Below are 17,779 nucleotides of genomic sequence, written 5' to 3'. Positions count from 1 at the left end.
TTCGTTTGGATGAGATGCATTTTTAGCTAAGGGCTACTACGCTCCTTATTAAGGGAAGCCCGTTTTGGGGAGTTGAAGTGGGTAGGCCAGCACGCGATACCCTAAAGTGTGTCGGGGGAAACAGGAAAAAAACGGACTGGTACGGACGTACAACAAGCAAACTTAGGTAGTGATTGAGTAACGAACTGATCAGTTCCTGACATTTTTTAAAAGTAAAAGTGGCCAGAACAAGCCACTATGGGGCTGATTGGAAGAAGGGGTTTTTGATGGCTAAGCCGTTATTAAAAAAACAGATATTAGTTATTGAGGACGAGGCGGTCTTCAGGTCTGTGCTGAGCCAATTCCTGCAATCGCTGGGCGCCGAAGTTCGTGAAGCCTCCCATGGCGGAGAAGCGCTGCATATGCTGACCGCTTGCCGCCCCGACTTGATCATCTGCGACCTGGAAATGCCGGAAATGAACGGTTTGGCTTTTGTTGAGCGATTTCGCCAATTCGATACCGCCACGCCTATCCTGATTGTGTCCGGTACCGATCAGATGACCGATATCGCCAGGGTATTGCGCCTGGGCGTTCAGGATGTTCTGCTCAAGCCCCTGGATGATTTCGCGCGACTGCGCGAAACGGTGCTCGGGTGTCTTTATCCCGACATGTTCACGTCGCAGGTGGATGAAGAGGAACAACTGTTCCAGGATTGGGACGCCCTGAGCCAGCATCCCGGCGCCGCCGCCAAATTGCTTAAACAGTTGCAGCCGCCGGTGCAGCAGACCATCGCCCGTTGTAAGGTCAACTACCGGCAACTGACCATGGCAGAGCAGCCTGGATTGGTATTGGATATCGCCGCGCTCTCCGAACATGATCTGGCGTTTTATTGCCTGGATGTCACCCGGGCGGAGGAAAAAGGCGTTTTAGCCGCATTATTGCTCCGAGCCTTATTCAATGGTTTGTTGCAGGCGCATATCGCCAATCGTTCCCATCGGCTGCCGGAATTATCGACGTTGCTCAAACAAGTCAACCAATTGTTGCGCAAAGCCAACCTGGACGGACAATTTCCTTTGCTGGTGGGATATTATCATCGTGGCCTAAATAACCTGATTCTGGTTTCCGCCGGATTAAATGCGACATTGACCGCTAATAGCCAGCAAGTCCGACTCAATAGCGGCGTTCCGCTCGGCACAATGAATAGCGCTTATCTTAACCAGATAAGCCAGCATTGCGCATCCTGGCAATGCCAGGTATGGGGTAACGGCGGACGCTTAAGATTAATGTTGTCAACTGAATAACTTCCCGCCGAAAACAGCTGAGGCGCCGGCAGGTTAGAAAGTATCCAAGCCTTTCTTTTTTAAGCTCTTATAGGATTGGGTAATTATCCTATTTTTTTAATCGTTTCCTGCCTATGATCGCGCGTCGCCGACTTTAAATGATATACTTAATGAGTTTAAAAACAGATCTGCCCGAGATACTTCAAATCGTCTTTTCGGAGGCCGGGTTCGTATTCGTTCCCGATGAATTCGTTCTTGAGTCGCCTGAGTGGAGCGGCTTGAATTATCGAGGGTATGAAAGCCTTGTCCATTGGGCTATTTTGCTTGCCATTCTGGCCCCGGCCGACGCTTGACGTCCTGAGGGAACAGTGCGGGCTTTGCCGGTTTAGCCGCGCGATGGGCGTGCGAAGCGGCTGTGCCCCGGCGCCTGCCAGGACTGACTTTACGTCAAATGAATATCTTGACAAGATGAGAGAGGTGGTTGATGTCTGTGAATAAGAGCAAAGTGAAAAAAGCGGTAATCCCGGTGGCGGGATTGGGGACACGAATGCTGCCGGCGACAAAAGCCATTCCGAAAGAGATGCTGCCTCTGGTTGATAAGCCGCTAATCCAATATGTGGTAAATGAATGTATCGCCGCCGGAATCAACGAAATTATCCTGGTCACCCATTCTTCCAAAAACTCCATTGAAAACCATTTCGACACCAGCTTTGAGCTGGAAGCCATGTTGGAAAAACGTGTAAAACGGCAATTGCTGGCTGAAATTCAGGCCATCTGTCCGCCTCATGTCACTATCATGCAGGTCCGCCAAGGGTTGGCGAAAGGCCTTGGCCACGCCGTCTTGTGCGCGTATCCGCTGGTGGGCGACGAACCGGTGGCGGTCGTGTTGCCGGATGTGATTATCGATGAATACGAATCCGACCTGAAACGGGACAACTTGAGTGAAATGTTGTCCCGTTTCAACGAAACCGGGCGCAGCCAGATCATGGTCGAACCCGTCGCCGATGTAACCAACTATGGCGTAGTGGATTGCCAGGGCGCGGAACTTAAACCCGGCGACAGCGCGCCCATGGTGAACGTGGTGGAAAAACCGGCGGCGGACGAAGCGCCTTCCAATCTGGCGGTGGTGGGCCGCTATGTCTTGTCCTCCAGTATCTGGTCGCTGCTGGAAAAAACGCCCCCGGGCGCCGGTAACGAGATCCAATTGACCGACGCCATCGCATTGCTGATGGAAAAAGAAACGGTGGAAGCCTATCACCTCAAAGGGCTGAGTCACGACTGCGGCAATAAACTGGGGTATATGGAAGCTTTCGTCGAATATGGCATCCGCCACGACACCCTTGGGAAAGAATTCGCCCAATGGCTGAAAGAAACCGTTGTGGAATGACGGCGTTAACCTTTTTTGGGGCTAAATTTTAACCGGGATTGACAACATGAAAGTGACTGTATTTGGTATCGGATATGTGGGGTTGGTGCAAGCTGCGGTATTGGCTGAAGTCGGTCATGATGTACTTTGCGTGGATGTCGACGAGAAGAAAGTCGAGAATCTGAAAAAAGGGAATATCCCGATCTACGAACCCGGTTTAACGCCGTTGGTGCAGCAGAACCATGAAGCCGGCCGACTGCAGTTCACGACTGATGCCCAGGCCGGCGTCAACCATGGCGTGATGCAGTTTATCGCGGTGGGAACGCCGCCCGACGAGGATGGTTCCGCGGATCTGAAATACGTGACCGCGGTGGCGAGAACCATCGCCCAGCATATGCAGGAACACAAAGTCGTTCTGGACAAATCCACCGTGCCGGTCGGAACGGCGGATAAGGTTCGCGCCGTGATGCAGGAAACTCTGAGCGCCAGGGACAGCAATCTGACCTTCGATGTGGTGTCTAACCCTGAGTTCCTCAAAGAGGGCGCTGCCGTCGCCGATTGCATGCGTCCGGAACGTATTGTGGTCGGCACCGACAATGAGGCGGTGGTGGAATTGCTTAGAGAGTTATACGAGCCTTTCAACCGCAATCATGACCGCATGATCCTGATGGATATCCGCAGCGCTGAATTGACCAAATATGCCGCGAATTGTATGTTGGCGACCAAAATCAGTTTCATGAATGAAATATCCAATCTGGCCGAACTGCTGGGCGCGGATGTGGAAAAAGTGCGTCAAGGTATCGGTTCGGATTCCCGCATTGGGTATCACTTTATTTATCCCGGTTGCGGTTACGGCGGTTCCTGTTTTCCCAAGGATGTCCAGGCGCTCATTCGCACCGCCGAACACATCGGCTATCAGCCGAAGCTCTTGCAGGCGGTCGAGGATGTCAACTATCAGCAGAAAAGTAAACTGCCTGAATTTATCAAACGGCATTTCGGCGAAAATCTTCAAGGCAAAACTTTCGCGTTATGGGGATTGTCGTTCAAACCCAACACCGATGACATGCGCGAGGCGTCCAGTCGCGTACTGATGGAAACACTATGGCGGGCGGGAGCGGATATTCAGGCGTTTGATCCGGAAGCCATGGATGAGACCCAACGTATTTACGGCCATCGCGATGATTTGCGGTTGATGGGAACCAAAGAATCTGCCTTGCATGGCGCCGAAGCATTGATTATTTGCACTGAATGGCAAAGTTTCCGTGCCCCTGATTTTGACCTTATCAAATCGGCGTTAAAGCAGCCGGTGATTTTTGACGGTCGGAATTTGTACGATCCGGAGCGTCTGGCCGGTCGGGGCATCACTTATTACGGCATTGGACGGGGAGCGTCGATCACTTCCTATAAATAAGAGGCCACATGAAATTTCTGGTAACCGGTGCCGCGGGGTTTATTGGTTTTCACGTCAGCGAGCGGTTGCTCGCTGACGGCCATCAGGTCACGGGGATCGACAATCTCAATGATTATTACGATGTCCGTCTGAAACAAGCACGGCTGGCGCGTTTGAATGATAAGCGAAGCTTCAGTTTTTATAAACTGGACTTGGCTGATACCCAGGGAATGGCTGATTTATTCTTGCGCGAGAAGTTCCAGCGGGTCATTCATCTTGGCGCTCAGGCCGGCGTGCGTTATTCGCTGGAAAATCCTTTCTCTTACGCGCAATCCAATCTGATCGGTCATTTGAATATCCTGGAGGGTTGCCGACACAACAACGTAGCGCATTTGCTTTATGCGTCTTCCAGCTCGGTTTACGGCTTGAACCGCAAAATTCCGTTTTCCACCGATGACTCTGTGGACCATCCTGTGTCGTTATATGCCGCGACCAAAAAGTCCAATGAATTAATGTCACACACTTATTCCCACCTGTATCGGCTGCCTACCACGGGTTTACGCTTTTTTACCGTGTATGGTCCCTGGGGGCGCCCCGATATGGCGCTTTTCAAATTCACCGATGCGATGCTGGCCGGTCGCGCTATCGATGTTTATAACCATGGTGAAATGCGTCGCGACTTTACTTTTATCGATGATATCGTTGAGGCGGTTGTCCGTCTGCAGAATGTCATTCCGACGGCCGATCCGGATTGGACGGTGGAAGGCGGATCGCCCGCAACCAGTTCGGCGCCTTATCGCGTATATAATATCGGCAACAGTCGGCCGGTCAAATTGATGGAATACATCCAGGCGCTGGAAAACGCTTTGGGCATTGTCGCCGTCAAGAACTTTATGCCGATGCAGCCCGGCGATGTGCTGGAGACCAGCGCCGATACCGGAGCATTGTATAACGTTATCGGTTTTAAGCCGCAAACGTCCATTGCTGAAGGAATAAGTCATTTTGTCAATTGGTTTCGCAATTATTACCATCGTTGACGCATTGGGGCAATGTGGTTTCGATTGAGGTAGCAAGCGGCTTTCGGGCCGCTTTTTTTATTGCTCCGGCCATCGCCGGTATTTGTGCGGTCCAAGGGGATTGAAGGGCCGCCGGGAATCCCTATCGGGAATAACGGGCGTGATAGCGCCTCAAGTCGCTTACCGGTGCTTGCCAAATGATGCCTTGTCATACCTCTAGGCATACCGATACCGTTGCGCAGTGCCGCCCTGATGCGCATTGGCTTATTTAGAGCGCAGTATGAAATGTGAGCAAAACATTTTTCATTAAATAATTAGAATTCAGCAGGACAAATCCGCCGGGGACCCGTGACCCGTTAACGGCGGGTTTCCCATAAGGCGCATCTTGTCGGTGATCATTAGCACAAGCGGAAACAACACTGTGGTTGGGGCGAACAAACGCCATCGGCAAACAAGCCACCCCAGGTATGAAGAGCATACACAGTTTATGAACTTAGCTGGCGAAATAATGTCGCTATGCAAGAGGATGACGGGTTGCAGCGGGATAACGTGGACATGATCAAACAACCGCGAGGGAAATCGCTAGGAACCGTAAAAAAACGCCCGTATAAAAAATCAACGGGCATTCTCTTTATAGGGCAAACGGGAGGTTACAACAGGAAATCGTCCAGCGTTTTGCCTTCTTCTTCGATGGATTTTTTGATGACCGCCGGAGTACGGCCTTGGCCGGTCCAGGTTTTGGTTTCACCATTTTCATCGACATATTGATATTTGGCCGGACGTGCCGCGCGTTTGGTTTTACCCGTTGCTTTAGACGCGTTCATGGTCTGCAGCAATTCATTCGGATCGATACCATCAGCAATCAGCATTTCACGGTATTGTTGTAATTTGCGCGTGCGTTCTTCGATTTCCGCCTGTGCCTGGCTGTCTTCCTCACGGCGTTCATTGACAACGACCTCAAGTTTCTCCAGCATTTCTTCCAGAGTTTCAAGAGTACATTCTCTGGCTTGCGCACGCAGAGTTCGGATGTTGTTAAGAATTTTAAGTGCTTCGCTCATTGTCCTAATCTCGAATAATATAAATGGGGCGTCGGAGTAATAATAGAGCGGTAGTTTCTTTTCTGCAATAGCTAGTTTGTAAGTAAGGTAAAAAATAATCTTTTTTTTAACCCCGCCGCCGCGCAGGGCTAAATATATGCCTTGGGCCGGTAATGACAAATTGATTCACCAGGCTGCGATTTCCGGTGTGGACACATAATGGAGCGCATATTGCACAGTGCATTTCATTATACCTGTCATACTTCTCGTTGCCTCATTGTCGGCGGTGTTCAGTCACCTCAGTCAGGTAGCGGTCATGTTCCCATGGATGAATGCGGAGACATTCGTCTCACACCTAAGGCGGGTTGGCGGTTCACATTCGTCGCCGACGAATTTGTCGCGGTGCCGCCGCCATCCCACAACGTGAATTATTGAGAGTATATATCTTGAAAAAATTTGCGATCTTATAACAGTAGTTTAAACACAGCGGTCTTTTGCGCGGGTTGGCTAGGCCATACAGGTTCTCGGGCAAATCAACTCGGATAAACCGGTATGGGCGAACATTGGCGAACCGTTGTGATGCCGGTTTGTAAAAACAAATGACGCCACTTTATTTTATTCGTGGGGAGAGGGGGAGAAATGCCGACAAACTCATGGCGTGGCGGTGGGCCGCCTGTAATTCCAGGTGATGAACTTATAGGGGGAAACCGCCTTGTTGTCTCTTTGTCGGCCGCGTTCGCTCACCCAGTCACCGTGTCGGTTATATGCACGGCTAGGCAGGGGAGGCATCCTGTCGCTTACCGAAAGTCCGTCATTGGTAATGCCCATTTGCTCACGACGAATGGGTCGCTAACCGGCCATGGTAAGACAACCAGGCCGGCGTCAGACGGTTTTCCGACTTAGCGCAAGCCCACTGGCTCGCCACATCGCCATAGACGCGCCTGGCGCCGTTCTGGGGCCATGGGCCGCGGATTTGACTGTCGGCGCCTGATTTTTCCGCCGCTGTTTGACATCTCGTGCGTTCAAGGTCTGGTCGCGTCCCTGACGCCGGTCATCGCCAGGGACGGCGCCGGCATTTTCGATACCGCCGTCTCTGGCCGGGCGCGCGTAAAAAGCATGCTTTCGCGGCAAGGGCATGTTCGGTTTCAATGTGGAAAGGACAGACGGGCGTCGTCGCCCAATAGGCCACAGAAGCCGTCTAAACGAGCCGAAGAAGCATTTTATGGTTAATGGGCTAGGGGAGTGCATCCCTTCGGCCATGCATTGGCTACGGGCGGTATAATTTGTTTTTGGCACAATGAGGGTTGCCGTGAAAGGGAGGCGGGATTGTGGAAAATGCCGCCCGGGCATAAAAAAAGGCCGAAAAAAATCCAGGCCCCTTTCGGAGCCTGGATACGTCCCCCGCTGGCGCGGAGGGCGGAATGGTCATAAAGTCAGTTGAACGTTAGCGTATCAACTGGTGACTTTCTTGCCTTTCTTTTCCGCTTTGACTTCGGCGACCGTCGCTTTGATCGACTCGATGGGCGCGGGGGCGATGGCGGCTTCTACCGCACTTTCGTAAGGTTCGACGTACTTACGTCCATAGTAGGTATCCAGCAGGATTTGTTTGAGTTCGGCAATCAGCGGATAACGCGGATTGGCGCCGGTGCACTGGTCGTCGAAGGCGTCTTCGGACAATTTGTCCACTTTCGCCAGAAAGTCCGCTTCCTGCACCCCGGCTTCCCGGATAGAGGCCGGAATGCCCAAATCGGCCTTGATCTCATCCAACCAGCCCAGCAGACGTTCAATCTTCTGCGCCGTGCGGTCGCCCGGTTGGCTCAGGCCCAAATGATCAGCGACTTCCGCATAGCGGCGACGCGCCTGCGGCCGGTCATACTGGCTGAAAGCCGTCTGCTTGGTGGGATTGTCGTTGGCGTTATAACGAATCACATTGGCGATAAGCATCGCATTGGCCAAGCCATGGGGGATATGGAATTCCGAGCCCAGTTTATGGGCCATGGAGTGGCAGACTCCCAGGAAGGCGTTGGCGAAGGCGATACCGGCAATGGTGGCGGCGTTATGCACCCGTTCGCGGGCCACCGGGTTTTTCGACCCTTCATGGTAGCTGGCCGGCAGGAATTCCTTAAGCAGTTTTACCGCCTGCAATGCCTGTCCGTCAGAGAACTCGGTCGCCATGATGGACACATAGGCTTCCAGCGCATGGGTCACCGCGTCCAGGCCGCCGAAGGCGCACAGGGATTTAGGCATATTCATGACCAGGTTGGCGTCGACGATGGCCATATTCGGCACCAGCGCATAGTCCGCCAACGGGTATTTCTGGCCGGTGGCGTCATCGGTGACCACCGCGAACGGCGTCACTTCCGAGCCGGTGCCCGACGTGGTGGTGATAGCGATCATGCGTGCTTTCACACCCATTTTCGGGAAGGTGTAGATCCGTTTGCGGATATCCATGAAGCGCAAGGCCAGTTCTTCAAACGGAGTGCCGGGATGTTCGTACATCACCCACATGATCTTGGCGGCATCCATCGGCGAACCGCCGCCTAAGGCGATAATGGTGTCCGGTTTGAAGGACATGATCTGCTCTACGCCTTTGCGAACGATGCTCAGGGTAGGATCCGCTTCGACTTCGAAGAACACTTCGGTTTCGATGCCGTGTTTTTTCAGTACATCGGTGACCTGGTCGGCATAACCATTGTTGAACAGATAACGGTCGGTAACGACGAAAGCGCGTTTGGCGCCATCGCCGGCGACTTCGTCCAGCGCGACGGGCAGCGAACCGCGGCGGAAGTAGATGGATTTGGGAAGCTTATGCCACATCATATTTTCAGCTCGCTTGGCCACGGTTTTGGTGTTGATCAGGTGTTTAGGCCCGACATTCTCGGAAATCGAGTTACCGCCCCAGGAGCCGCAGCCCAGCGTCAGGGACGGAGCCAGCTTGAAGTTATACAAATCGCCGATACCGCCTTGAGACGCCGGCGTATTGATGAGGATACGCGCGGTCTTCATCTTTTCGCCAAAGTAGTTCACGCGTTCGTTCTGGTTATCCTGGTCGGTGTACAAGCAGGAGGTGTGGCCGATACCGCCCATTTCCACCAGTTTTTCCGCCTTCACCACCGCGTCTTCAAAATTCTTGGCATGATACATGGCCAACATTGGCGAGAGTTTTTCATGGGCGAAGGGTTCGGATTCGTCCACCACCGTGACTTCACCGATAAGCACCTTGGTATTGCTTGGAACGGTAACACCGGCCATGGCGGCGATTTTGGCCGCCGGCTGCCCGACGATCCCGGCGTTCAGCGCGCCGTTTTTCAGGATAACGCTTTGCACTGCCGCCAGTTCCTGACCGCGCAGCATGTAACCGCCGTGGCTGGCGAAACGTTCGCGCACCGTATCATAAATTTCATCGACCACGATAACGGATTGTTCGGACGCGCAAATAACGCCGTTATCAAAGGTTTTGGACATGAGTATCGAGGCCACTACCCGTTTGATGTCGGCTGTTTCGTCCACCACGACCGGCGTATTGCCCGCGCCGACGCCGATGGCCGGTTTGCCGGAGCTGTAAGCGGCTTTGACCATTCCCGGTCCGCCGGTGGCCAGGATGAGGTTGACCAGCGGATGATGCATCAGTTGATTGGACAATTCCACGCTCGGTTCGTCTATCCAGCCGATAATGTCTTTCGGCGCGCCGGCGGCGACGGCGGCTTTCAATACGATTTCAGCGGCCTGGTTGGTGGCTTTCTTCGCGCGCGGGTGCGGCGAGAAGACGATGCCGTTACGGGTCTTCAGGCTGATAAGCGCCTTGAAGATCGCCGTGGAGGTGGGGTTGGTGGTCGGCACGATACCGCAGAGGATACCGATGGGTTCGGCGATGGTGATGGTGCCGAAGGTATCATCCTGCGACAGGATACCGCAGGTTTTTTCATCTTTATAAGCGTTGTAGATATATTCGGAAGCGAAATGGTTTTTGATAACCTTATCTTCCACGATACCCATACCGGATTCTTCGACGGCCATCTTGGCCAGGGGAATACGGGCATCAGCGGCGGCAAGCGCGGCGGCGCGGAAAATCTTGTCCACCTGCTCCTGGGTAAAGTTGGCGTATTCGCGCTGAGCTTTTTTTACCCGTTCCAGCAGGGTATTGAGTTCGGCGACATTAGTAACAGCCATAATGCTCTCCTAATAAGTGTTAAATTTTCGGTTAAATTGTTAAACTCATTAAGTGAAAACCCTTCCATGTCAGTCGTGAATCGGATTTTTAAGGATAGTTTATCCAGTTAAAAACGATTGGGCAGTGGCACAAATGGCTTTTTACTTAACGAGCTTGTTCAAACAGTTAGCGCCGATGATTTTTTTCCCTGTTTTACCGTGATCCCTCCAGGCCGGATCGCGCCAGAAAAATCACTTGTAGGAATAGTAAAGAGTATTGACACTCCAAATTATGATTTAAATCACAATTTGTTCAAGCTGACTCCTTTCAGCAACGGTAAAAAGACGTCAATGTTACCGTTTTAAGATGCTTTCGTTAAGCAATGACATGGGTGGCCAAAATCATCGTTTTTTCATTAACAATTCGTTTGCATGACGTGGCAAAACGTTAACCTTGCGCCCATGGTACGGATATTTGGCGAGCGAAACAACATGCCGGTAATCCGAAAGAACGGGGCGTCAACAGGTCGGCTAATGCGTGGCCAGTAGGGAACGGGGCGCTGGGCGGGGCATTGGACGGCGCGTCCGCGAAAGGGGCGTCACTGACATCATCGCGATGTCGCCAACACGCATGGCAATGCGTTTGGGAAATTAGCCGCGTAATATTTCCCTTATTAAGTGACAATAATAGACGGAGAATAGGTTTGTCATTACATATCAGTCAATTATGTTTTCCATGCGCCTTAATTGCCGTTTTGTTCGACGCGCCGCTTGCGATGATAAATAGTATGGACATTTTATCTCTCTCCACATCTCGCCGTCGGCGGTTCGCATTTGTTCGCGTTCCCCCGGCCCGTAACTGAGTTGACTCGGCTTTCGGCGCGTTGATGCGTTGCCGCGATGCCATTCGAATTATTTTGACTATAAAACTTGCAAATAACTTCATTATTCACACGGATATCAACGCGATGGCCAACGGCCGTGTTTTTTTTTAGGCCTCTGACGCTAAGGCCCTTGTCACAGAGAGAGACAGGTGTTATTAGTGTTACCCCATGAATCATTAGGGTTTCTACTCGTCATATTTCACGTTGCCCCTTGGTTGGCTGCGCTTGCTCACCCCAGTCATGGCGTTGGCTCTGTTCCTGGGGATAAATGAGGGACATCTTGTCTCTTGCCGGTGGCGCGCCGTTGGCGGATAGGAATTTGTTTCGACGAATTTGTCGTTTACTTGCCGCCGCCATGCAACTTGAATTATTCAGCGTGGTATTCCCTTGGCCGTTTTTTGTTGCCTGGCGCGTTTAAGTGTAACAAAGGATTAATCAATACTGATTTTTGAAGCAAAGCCAACTTTTCCAGATTTGATTATGATAGCGAATAACTTCTTTCCGGATTTTCATTACGCCGCATTCATTTATTCATCCGTTCGATACCGGCGTGTTTCCTATAAGGCGTCTATTCATAAGGAATATCGCTTCTTCATCCCGTGGGCTCGTTCACCGCGATGGAATGGGAGGCGCTCAGACTCGTTTTGCCCTGAATAATTCACGTTGTATCACGGCGGCTAATGAGTGGCACATTCGTCTGAAACAAATTTTCATCCGCCAATGGCGGACATTTGGTGAGGAACGGGATGTATCGTATTCTCTTCGGGAAGCATAATTGGCGTTGCAACCGAGGGAACTCGCATGAACACCGCCGATAGTGAGGCAACGTGGAAGGGATGGGTATAAACGGGAAATCGCAGGCCGTTCACGTGACGGCCATGCAATAATAAAAACTGGAGTGCATTAATAATGACCAACATCACGAAAAGAACGCTACTGGCGGCAGGAATTATCGCCGCGTTGGGCGTAGTGTCCGTAGGTACCACGTTCGCGGCGGACGTGCCTGCCGGCGTTAAGCTCAGCGATAAACAGGAACTGGTTCGGGGCAACGGCGCCGAACTGCAATCCCTTGATCCGCATAAAATTGAAGGGGTGCCGGAATCCAACGTCAGCCGCGACCTGCTGGAAGGTCTGGTGATTACCGATCCGCTGGGTCATCCGGTGCCCGGCGTGGCGGAAAGCTGGGAAAACAAGGACTTCAAGATCTGGACCTTTCATCTGCGCAAAAATGCCAAATGGTCCAATGGCGATCCGGTGACGGCGCAGGATTTTGTCTACAGCTGGCGACGACTGGCCGACCCCAAGACCGCCTCGCCCTATGAAAGCTATCCGCAATACGCCCATATTGAAAATATCGATGACATTATCGCCGGGAAAAAGAGCCCGGATACGCTGGGCGTCAAGGCGCTAGACGATCATACCCTGCAAGTGACCCTCACCGAACCCGTGCCGTACTTCCCGAAATTGCTAACCCACCCGTCCATGTCGCCGGTACCGGAAAAAGTGGTGGAAAAATATGGCGACAAGTGGACCCAACCGGCCAATTGGGTCGGCAATGGCGCCTATAAACTGAAAGACTGGGTGATCAATGAACGTATCGTGCTGGTCCGCAACCCACTCTACTGGAACAACAGCAAGACGGTCATCAATCAGGTCACCTATCTGCCAATTTCCTCGGAAGTGACCGATGTCAACCGCTATCGCGCCGGCGAGAGCGACATGACATACAACAATATGCCTATCGAGCTATTCCATAAGCTTAAGCAGGAAATACCCAAGGAAGTCCACGTCGATCCTTACTTGTGCACCTATTATTATGAAATCAATAACCAAAAGGCGCCCTTTACCGACGTCCGGGTGCGTACCGCGCTGAAATTGGCGCTCGATCGCGATATCATCGTCAACAAGGTCAAGGCCCAGGGCGATCTGCCGGCCTACGGCTTTACCCCTCCTTATACCGATGGCGCCAAGCTGACCCCGCCGGCCTGGTTTGGCTGGACCCAGGCAAAGCGCAACCAGGTAGCGCGTAAACTGCTGGCGGAAGCCGGTTACACCAAAGACAAGCCGCTGACGTTCGACTTGCTGTACAATACATCTGATTTGCACAAGAAACTGGCGATCGCCGCCGCTTCCATCTGGAAGAAAAACCTCGGCGTCGATGTGAAACTGGAAAATCAGGAATGGAAAACCTTCCTGGAAACACGCCATCAGGGGACATTTGATGTTTCGCGCGCGGGTTGGTGCGCGGATTACAACGAACCATCAAGTTTCCTGAACATCATGATTACCAACGGTTCCAGCAATACCGCGCATTATTCCAGCCCGGCTTTCGATAAATTGATGGCCGAGGCGTCGCAGGCGAAAGACGAAGACCAACGCAGCGCAATTTATCAGCAGGCTGAACAACAGTTGGATAAAGATTCCGCCATTGTACCGGTGTTCTATTACGTGAATGCACGGCTGGTCAAACCTTATGTCGGCGGTTATACCGGCAAAGACCCGCTGGACAACTTATATACCAAAGATTTTTATATCATCAAACACTAAAGACGAGTGCAGGGAAAGGACGGGGCAGGGCCGCGCAGGCCATGCCCTGTTTTCCTGTTGATATCCCCATGGCATAAGTAAGACAGCATGTAATAGGTATGACTGATGCTAAAGTTTATTCTTCGCCGGTTTCTGGAAGCGATACCCACGCTGTTTATCCTGATAACCATTTCGTTTTTCATGATGCGATTGGCGCCCGGCAGTCCGTTTACCGGTGAGCGCGGTCTGCCGCCGGAAGTGATGGCCAATATCGAGGCCAAATACCACCTTAACGATCCCATACTGAAACAATATGGCGACTATTTATTGCAATTGGCTCATGGCGATTTTGGCCCGTCCTTTAAATACAAGGACTATTCGGTCAACGACCTGGTGGCCAATTCGTTTCCGGTTTCCGCCAAGCTGGGCATGGCGTCCTTTTTGTTCGCCGTCGTGCTGGGCGTGGCTGCCGGCGTGATGGCGGCGCTGCGTCAGAACACCAAATGGGATTATCTCACAATGGGTTTTGCCATGACCGGCGTGGTGATCCCAAGCTTTGTCGTGGCGCCGTTATTGGTGATGATTTTCGCCATTACCCTGAGATGGCTGCCGGCCGGCGGTTGGAATGGCGGGGAACCCCAATACGTGTTACTGCCCATGATCGCCCTGTCGCTGGCTTATATCGCCAGTATTGCCCGAATCACCCGCGGATCGATGATAGAAGTGCTGCATTCGAATTTCATCCGCACCGCGCGCGCCAAGGGATTGCCCATGCGCCGCATTATTTTCAGTCATGCCTTGAAACCGGCCTTGTTGCCGGTTATTTCGTATATGGGACCGGCGTTCGTCGGCATCATTACCGGTTCCATGGTCATCGAGACGATTTACGGTTTGCCGGGAATTGGCCAATTATTCGTCAACGGCGCGCTTAACCGGGACTACTCCCTGGTATTAAGCCTGACCATCCTGGTCGGAACCCTGACTATCCTGTTCAACGCCATCGTCGATGTGCTGTATGCGGTCATCGATCCTAAAATCCGTTATTGACTCTGGAGCCCGCCCGATATGTTAGTGAGCAATAAGAACAGCGAGGCTCTGGAAAAATTCAGCGAAACGCTGGAAGTGGAAGGCCGCAGTCTCTGGCAAGATGCCCGTCGCCGCTTTATCCATAACAAAGCCGCGCTGGCCAGTCTCGTCATGCTGTTGTGTATCGTGTTGTTTGTGGTGCTGGCGCCGATGATTTCACCGTTCGCCTATGACGACACGGACTGGAGCATGATGTCGAGCGCGCCCAGTCTGGCGTCCGGACATTATTTCGGCACCGATTCCTCAGGACGGGATCTGCTGGTACGGGTCGCCATCGGCGGTCGCATTTCTTTGATGGTCGGCGTCGCGGCCGCCTTGGTGGCGGTGGTGCTGGGCACATTGTATGGCGCGATGTCCGGTTATCTCGGCGGCAAGGTGGATTCGGTGATGATGCGCTTGCTGGAAATTCTAAACTCGTTTCCCTTCATGTTTTTCGTGATCCTGCTGGTGACGTTTTTCGGGCAAAATATCTTCCTGATTTTTGTCGCCATTGGCATGGTGTCCTGGCTGGATATGGCCCGTATCGTACGTGGTCAGACCTTAAGCCTTAAACGCAAGGAATTCATTGAGGCGGCGGTGGTCAGCGGCGTGCCTACCCGCAGCATCATTTTGCGTCATATCGTGCCCAATGTACTCGGTGTGGTGGTGGTATACGCCTCTTTGCTGGTGCCCAGCATGATTCTGTTTGAGTCATTCCTCAGTTTTCTCGGGTTGGGTACCCAGGAGCCGCTGAGCAGTTGGGGCGCGCTGCTGAGCGACGGCGCCAATTCCATGGAAGTGGCCCCCTGGCTGCTACTGTTTCCCGCGTTGTTTCTGGTCATTACCTTGTTTTGTTTCAACTTCATCGGCGACGGTATGCGTGACGCGCTCGACCCGAAAGATCGTTAAGGAGTGCCGAAATGAGCACAATCGATAACGTCCCGCCGGCCGCCGGCCGCTCGGCGGTAACGACTGAACCGGCATTGCTGGACGTACGGAATTTGCGGGTCACCTTCGCTACTGCCGACGGCGATGTGACCGCGGTGAACGACCTCAACTTCACGTTGCGCGCCGGCGAAACCCTGGGGATCGTCGGCGAATCCGGTTCAGGTAAATCACAAACTGCGTTTGCGCTAATGGGGCTTTTGGCCGCCAATGGCAAAATTGCCGGCGAGGCGACCTTCAATGGCCGCCAGATACTCAATTTGCCGGAAAAGCAGTTGAACAAGCTGCGCGCCGAACAAATTTCCATGATTTTCCAAGATCCCATGACATCGCTTAATCCCTATATGCGGGTCGGGGAGCAATTAATGGAAGTCCTTATTCTGCATAAAAAGATCAGCCGCCGCGCCGCGTTCGATGAGGCGGTGCGGATGCTTGATGCGGTGAAAATGCCCGAGGCCCGCAAGCGGATGCGAATGTATCCCCACGAATTCTCCGGCGGGATGCGCCAACGGGTAATGATTGCCATGGCGCTGCTGTGCCGCCCGAAATTGCTGATAGCCGATGAGCCCACCACCGCCCTTGACGTGACGGTCCAGGCGCAGATCATGACGCTGCTTAATGAACTGAAACGTGAATTCAATACCGCCATCATCATGATCACCCATGATCTGGGCGTCGTGGCCGGTATTTGCGATCGGGTGTTGGTGATGTACGCTGGCCGCACCATGGAGTACGGGCGTGCCACGGATATTTTTTACCGTCCCAGCCATCCGTATTCGATCGGGCTGCTGTCGGCGGTGCCACGCCTGGATGCCGATGGTTCCGCCCTGATGGTGACGATACCGGGTAATCCCCCCAATCTGCTCCGATTGCCAAAGGGCTGTCCCTTCCAGCCTCGTTGTCCCTTTGCCATGGATGCCTGCGCGTCCATGCCTTCTTTGGAACGGTTTGGTGAAGATCGGCTGCGCGCCTGTTTCAAATCGGCGGAGGAACTGGCATGAACACGATGACTGAAAACCGGAAGGTGCTGCTGGATATCGATAACCTAAAAGTGTACTTCGATGTTAAAGGCGATACACAGTGGTTCTGGCAGCCAGCCAAGCAGCTTAAGGCGGTGGATGGCGTTTCCTTGCGGCTGTATGAAGGGGAAACCCTGGGCGTGGTGGGTGAGTCCGGTTGCGGCAAATCCACTTTTGCCCGGGCGCTGATAGGCCTGGTCAAGTCCACCAGCGGGCGGATCGCCTGGTTAGGCAGGGAACTCCAGGGTATGAACGCCGCCGAGTGGCGGGCAACCCGCAGCAGTATGCAGATGATATTCCAGGACCCGTTGGCGTCGCTGGATCCGCGCATGACTATCGGCGATATTATCGCCGAGCCGTTGCATACCTATCATCCCAAAATGCCGCGCCAGGAAATGAAGGAGAGGGTGCGCAGCATGATGATGAAGGTTGGGCTGCTGCCGAATCTCATCAATCGCTATCCCCATGAATTCTCCGGCGGCCAATGCCAGCGTATCGGCATCGCCCGGGCGCTCATTCTGGAGCCGAAACTGGTTATCTGTGATGAACCGGTGTCGGCGCTGGATGTGTCCATCCAGGCGCAAGTGGTTAACCTGCTCAAGCAATTGCAACGGGAGATGGGATTATCGCTGATATTTATCGCCCATGACCTGGCGGTGGTAAAGCATATTTCCGATCGGGTGCTGGTGATGTATCTTGGCCACGCGGTGGAAATGGGCACCTATGACGAGGTTTACAATAACCCACAGCATCCCTACACCAAGGCGCTGATGTCGGCGGTGCCGATTCCCGATCCGGACAAGGAACGCGGCAAAACCATCCAGTTGCTTGAAGGGGATTTGCCGTCGCCCATCAATCCCCCTTCGGGATGCGTTTTCCGCACCCGCTGTCCGATGGCCGACGAAGGGTGCGCCGTGACCCGGCCCATATTGCAGGGCGGCTTGCGTCATGCCTGCTCCTGTATCAAGGTCGATATCAACGAATTGCCGCAATAGGCTAACAGCCCGTTTCGGCGGGCTGTTTTAATACCTTTGCTGTAGCCGATGCCTTCCGTTGCTCTGCTGGCGGCGGTGTTTGCCTACCTGCCGCCGCCGGGAGATTGGCGTGCTTGTCGTGCATCAAG

At 53.0% G+C, this 17,779-nt stretch carries 12 protein-coding genes; 10 read left to right on the top strand and 2 right to left on the bottom strand.

The window, feature by feature from the left end:
* Positions 1-266 precede the first annotated feature (266 nt).
* The 5 genes from rssB (at position 267) to FCN80_RS03100 (ending at position 5,052) form a co-directional block, all read left to right on the top strand.
* Complete coding sequence (gene rssB / locus FCN80_RS03120; RefSeq protein WP_136988432.1) at positions 267-1,280, top strand: two-component system response regulator RssB; 1,014 nt, start codon at positions 267-269, stop codon at positions 1,278-1,280.
* A 149-nt stretch (positions 1,281-1,429) separates the two neighbouring features.
* Positions 1,430-1,612 carry a hypothetical protein gene (locus tag FCN80_RS03115; protein ID WP_136988431.1) on the top strand — a complete coding sequence of 61 codons (183 nt, stop codon included), beginning with the start codon at positions 1,430-1,432 and terminating at the stop codon, positions 1,610-1,612.
* A gap of 131 nt (positions 1,613-1,743) precedes the next feature.
* Positions 1,744-2,646 carry a UTP--glucose-1-phosphate uridylyltransferase GalU gene (gene galU / locus FCN80_RS03110; RefSeq protein ID WP_136988430.1) on the top strand — a complete coding sequence of 301 codons (903 nt, stop codon included), beginning with the start codon at positions 1,744-1,746 and terminating at the stop codon, positions 2,644-2,646.
* A gap of 46 nt (positions 2,647-2,692) precedes the next feature.
* Complete coding sequence (locus FCN80_RS03105) at positions 2,693-4,036, top strand: UDP-glucose dehydrogenase family protein (protein ID WP_136988429.1); 1,344 nt, start codon at positions 2,693-2,695, stop codon at positions 4,034-4,036.
* A gap of 8 nt (positions 4,037-4,044) precedes the next feature.
* Positions 4,045-5,052, top strand: a complete 1,008-nt coding sequence (locus FCN80_RS03100; RefSeq protein WP_136988428.1) for an NAD-dependent epimerase — start codon at positions 4,045-4,047, stop codon at positions 5,050-5,052.
* Between the two features lie 629 nt (positions 5,053-5,681).
* Here the strand turns inward: FCN80_RS03100 and hns are convergent.
* Entirely contained in the window at positions 5,682-6,248 is a 567-nt protein-coding gene (hns, locus tag FCN80_RS03095; protein ID WP_373880315.1) for a histone-like nucleoid-structuring protein H-NS, read from the bottom strand.
* Between the two features lie 1,272 nt (positions 6,249-7,520).
* Positions 7,521-10,238, bottom strand: coding sequence for a bifunctional acetaldehyde-CoA/alcohol dehydrogenase (adhE, locus tag FCN80_RS03090; RefSeq protein ID WP_136988427.1), 2,718 nt, complete (start codon positions 10,236-10,238; stop codon positions 7,521-7,523).
* A 1,772-nt stretch (positions 10,239-12,010) separates the two neighbouring features.
* Here adhE and oppA point away from each other — a divergent pair.
* The 5 genes from oppA to oppF all read left to right on the top strand — a co-directional run bounded on the left by oppA (position 12,011) and on the right by oppF (position 17,651).
* Positions 12,011-13,648: an oligopeptide ABC transporter substrate-binding protein OppA gene (oppA, locus tag FCN80_RS03085; RefSeq protein ID WP_136988426.1), complete on the top strand. Its 1,638-nt coding sequence runs from the start codon at positions 12,011-12,013 to the stop codon at positions 13,646-13,648.
* Between the two features lie 105 nt (positions 13,649-13,753).
* On the top strand, positions 13,754-14,674 hold the full coding sequence (oppB, locus tag FCN80_RS03080) for an oligopeptide ABC transporter permease OppB (RefSeq protein ID WP_136988425.1): 921 nt from the start codon (positions 13,754-13,756) through the stop codon (positions 14,672-14,674).
* An 18-nt stretch (positions 14,675-14,692) separates the two neighbouring features.
* Entirely contained in the window at positions 14,693-15,601 is a 909-nt protein-coding gene (gene oppC, locus FCN80_RS03075; protein WP_136988424.1) for an oligopeptide ABC transporter permease OppC, read from the top strand.
* Positions 15,602-15,612: 11 nt separating this feature from the next.
* Positions 15,613-16,638, top strand: a complete 1,026-nt coding sequence (gene oppD / locus FCN80_RS03070) for an ABC transporter ATP-binding protein (RefSeq protein ID WP_136988423.1) — start codon at positions 15,613-15,615, stop codon at positions 16,636-16,638.
* Positions 16,635-17,651, top strand: a complete 1,017-nt coding sequence (gene oppF / locus FCN80_RS03065; RefSeq protein ID WP_136988422.1) for a murein tripeptide/oligopeptide ABC transporter ATP binding protein OppF — start codon at positions 16,635-16,637, stop codon at positions 17,649-17,651. The genes oppD and oppF overlap by 4 nt, the downstream gene beginning before the upstream one ends.
* Positions 17,652-17,779: the final 128 nt, after the last annotated feature.

It is taken from the genome of Martelella alba (assembly GCF_005217455.1).
Taxonomy (GTDB): domain Bacteria; phylum Pseudomonadota; class Gammaproteobacteria; order Enterobacterales; family Enterobacteriaceae; genus Acerihabitans.
Note: the sequence above shows the minus strand (reverse complement) of the source record. Positions and strands in the feature narration are given on the sequence as shown.

Excerpts from the sequence above, each read along its gene's own strand:
- adhE (WP_136988427.1), bottom strand. The coding sequence starts at position 10,238 with ATGGCTGTTACTAATGTCGCCGAACTCAATACCCTGCTGGAACGGGTA.
- oppF (WP_136988422.1), top strand. The coding sequence starts at position 16,635 with ATGAACACGATGACTGAAAACCGGAAGGTGCTGCTGGATATCGATAAC.
- oppA (WP_136988426.1), top strand. The coding sequence starts at position 12,011 with ATGACCAACATCACGAAAAGAACGCTACTGGCGGCAGGAATTATCGCC.
- FCN80_RS03115 (WP_136988431.1), top strand. The coding sequence starts at position 1,430 with ATGAGTTTAAAAACAGATCTGCCCGAGATACTTCAAATCGTCTTTTCG.
- galU (WP_136988430.1), top strand. The coding sequence starts at position 1,744 with ATGTCTGTGAATAAGAGCAAAGTGAAAAAAGCGGTAATCCCGGTGGCG.
- rssB (WP_136988432.1), top strand. The coding sequence starts at position 267 with ATGGCTAAGCCGTTATTAAAAAAACAGATATTAGTTATTGAGGACGAG.
- FCN80_RS03105 (WP_136988429.1), top strand. The coding sequence starts at position 2,693 with ATGAAAGTGACTGTATTTGGTATCGGATATGTGGGGTTGGTGCAAGCT.
- oppD (WP_136988423.1), top strand. The coding sequence starts at position 15,613 with ATGAGCACAATCGATAACGTCCCGCCGGCCGCCGGCCGCTCGGCGGTA.
- FCN80_RS03100 (WP_136988428.1), top strand. The coding sequence starts at position 4,045 with ATGAAATTTCTGGTAACCGGTGCCGCGGGGTTTATTGGTTTTCACGTC.
- oppB (WP_136988425.1), top strand. The coding sequence starts at position 13,754 with ATGCTAAAGTTTATTCTTCGCCGGTTTCTGGAAGCGATACCCACGCTG.
- oppC (WP_136988424.1), top strand. The coding sequence starts at position 14,693 with ATGTTAGTGAGCAATAAGAACAGCGAGGCTCTGGAAAAATTCAGCGAA.